Source organism: Pseudomonas sp. HMWF021 (genome assembly GCF_003061005.1).
In the GTDB taxonomy this organism is placed as follows: domain Bacteria; phylum Pseudomonadota; class Gammaproteobacteria; order Pseudomonadales; family Pseudomonadaceae; genus Aquipseudomonas.
This window is the reverse complement of sequence record NZ_QAIK01000040.1, coordinates 118,627-120,647: the sequence shown is the minus strand read 5'-3', so window position 1 is coordinate 120,647 and position 2,021 is coordinate 118,627. Positions and strand designations below refer to the sequence as shown.

The window sequence follows — 2,021 nt, the reverse complement described above, 5'->3', positions numbered from 1 at the left end:
GTGGCGGGACTTCACCAGGGTGGGCGCGGCAGGCTTCCACCAGACTGCGCACTTCACCGCCGGCGCAGAATGCTTTGGCACCATTGCCGCGCAGCAATACGCAGACGATCTGCGGATCCTTGGCCCAGGCGTTCAGTTTGTCGCTCAGGGCGTTGATCATCGGCAAGGACAGCGCGTTGAGCGACTTTTCAGCATCAAGGCTGGCAATTCCGAGGCGGGCGCCGTCGGTGCCGGTGAGTTCTTCGAAGTGCAGATTCATCGTGACCTCGATCGGGAATATGAAGGATCAGTATGATCGCTGTGTGGGAAAGTGCCGGATCTGCGTCAGATCAATTGACAAGCATGGGCGGGTTTCCTAGGGTTCGCCCCATTGTTTTTGCCGGATGTAACCATGACTGCTGACGACCGTATCAAACTCGAACCGAGCTGGAAGGAGGCACTGCGTGCTGAGTTCGACCAGCCTTACATGGCAGAGTTGCGCACTTTTCTGCAGCGGGAGCGGGCAGCCGGCAAGGAAATCTATCCGCCGGGACCGCTGATTTTCAATGCATTGAATTCGACACCGCTGGATAAAGTCAAAGTGGTGATCCTCGGCCAGGACCCCTACCACGGCCCGGGCCAGGCCCATGGTTTGTGCTTCTCGGTGCAACCGGGCGTGCCGGCACCGCCGTCGCTGGTCAACATCTACAAAGAGCTGAAACGTGACCTGAACATCGACATCCCCAACCACGGTTACCTGCAGAGCTGGGCCGATCAGGGCGTGTTGATGCTCAACACCACCATGACCGTCGAGCGCGGCAATGCCAACGCGCACAAGGACAAGGGCTGGCATTTCTTCACCGACCGGATCATCGAGCTGGTCAGCGAACGCCAGCCGCATCTGGTGTTCATGTTGTGGGGCGCGCATGCGCAGAGTAAGCAGAAGCTGATCGATGCGACCAAGCACCTGGTGCTGACCTCGGTGCATCCGTCGCCGTTGTCGGCTTATCGTGGATTTTTGGGGTGCGGGCATTTCAGCCGGACCAACAAGTTTCTCGAGCAGAATGGAGAGGCGCCGATCGAGTGGCGGTTGCCGCCGGTTTGATCGGTTGACCGGGCCGGCCCCATCGCTGGCAAGCCAGCTCCCACAGGGTTTCGGGGGTGTACACATGATTTGTGGCACCCACGATCCTGTGGGAGCTGGCTTGCCAGCGATGAAGTCGACTCGGTATTACTCGGGATTACGATTCCAGTATTTGAACAACGGCTCCGCCAGAAACAGCACAAACAACAACCTCATCACCTGCATCGCCGTCACCAGCGGCACCGACAGTTGCAGGGTCTCCGCCGTCAAACTCATCTCGGCAATCCCCCCGGGCATCATGCCCAACGTCAGCGAACGCAGATCCAGATGGGTCAGCGCACTCAAGCCCAACGCCGCCAATGTGGCGATCAACATGGTCAGCGCCGTGCCGATCAGCGTACGGCCCATGAATGACGGTGCGCGGCGGAAGAACTGGCGGTTGAAGTGACAGCCCAGCCCGCTGCCGATCAGCCACTGGCCGATCTGGCTGCCACCGTCGGGCAGGCCGATGTGCAGATCCCAGGCAATGCTCACCGTGGCACTGACCAACAGTGGCCCGAACAGCCAGGGATTGGGTTGGCGCAAACGCTGCCAGAGCCAGGCGAGCAGGGCGCCTGTAGGAAACAGAATCGCCAGCCAGCGCCAATCGACGTTGCCGGCGTGGGAAATCGGTGTGCCGTCGCCCAACAGATACTTGAATGCGGCCGGCACGCACAGCACCACCACCAGCACCCGCAGACTCTGCCCCGCCGCGACATGGCTGAGCAGCGCGCCATTGCGTGCGCCGAGGTTGACCATCTCCCCGGAGCCGCCAGGCATGCTCGAGAAAAACGCCGTGGCGCGATCCTCGCCGGTGCGGCGCATCAACCACACGCCGACCACCGCTGACAGGCTGGTGACCAGCGCGCCGAAGAAGATCAAACCGAAATGACTCAGCACTTGCTCCATCACCACTGGG

3 protein-coding genes are annotated in these 2,021 nt (G+C 60.9%); 1 reads left to right on the top strand and 2 read right to left on the bottom strand.

What is annotated here, in order from left to right:
• The coding region (locus DBR18_RS28735; RefSeq protein WP_256588540.1) for an enoyl-CoA hydratase/isomerase family protein at positions 1–259 on the bottom strand (259 nt) is incomplete at its 3' end.
• A 132-nt stretch (positions 260–391) separates the two neighbouring features.
• On the opposite strand from DBR18_RS28735, the gene ung reads away from it, so the two are divergent.
• Complete coding sequence (ung, locus tag DBR18_RS04800; RefSeq protein ID WP_108589447.1) at positions 392–1,084, top strand: uracil-DNA glycosylase; 693 nt, start codon at positions 392–394, stop codon at positions 1,082–1,084.
• A gap of 126 nt (positions 1,085–1,210) precedes the next feature.
• On the opposite strand, the gene DBR18_RS04795 is transcribed toward ung, so the two are convergent.
• Positions 1,211–2,021 (bottom strand): AbrB family transcriptional regulator (locus DBR18_RS04795; RefSeq protein ID WP_256588539.1); only part of this gene is annotated, 811 nt, incomplete at its 5' end.